Raw genomic sequence first — 616 nt, forward strand, 5'->3', positions numbered from 1 at the left:
TGAAAGAGCCAAAATAGAAAATGTCTGATATTTCATGTAATTGACTCCTTAGTGGCCAAAGATACGCATAGACCAGTTTTTGATAACTCCTGGTTTTGCGTTGTTCGCCATCGGTACATCATAGATAGCGGATGAGTTGAAGTAAGCGATAAATGAGAAGACTTCATCACCGTTTGTATCGATAGCTCTCAGTGTCCATTCACCCTTGGCATTCTCGCCGTAGAATTGGTTAGACAACATCAGTTGGTTTTCGTAACCCGTAATGTTTGGATCAAGAGACTGACCAACAAGGCCGTTACGTGGTGTTTGCAATACGGAGCGAGTGCCTGATGGGGAAACAAGCTCGATTGCCAAATCAGGTAGACGCGAGTGCTCTAGCGTCAGCTGCACCTGTACAGACTCAACGGTAATGTCGTCAGTAATTGCGATGTTTGACGAACCACCAGCAAGGCTTGCATCTGGCACACTGACTTCTGTTGCATTGTTTGCCCACGGTGTGATGATTTGCGCTGGCAGAACATTATTTGTCATGCGAGCGCGTTTCATCGCTTCATCCAAATCAACGGCACCAAAACCATAGAAGGTATGGAAGTTCACGCCAGCCGCGTTTTTCTGC

1 protein-coding gene is annotated in these 616 nt (G+C 46.3%); it reads right to left on the reverse strand.

Annotated elements, in window-relative coordinates:
• Positions 1-48 precede the first annotated feature (48 nt).
• Positions 49-616: proprotein convertase P-domain-containing protein (locus tag R7Z50_RS28780; RefSeq protein ID WP_318149917.1), on the reverse strand; the 568-nt coding region annotated here is incomplete at its 5' end.

The organism is Vibrio sp. 1249-1, assembly GCF_033340495.1.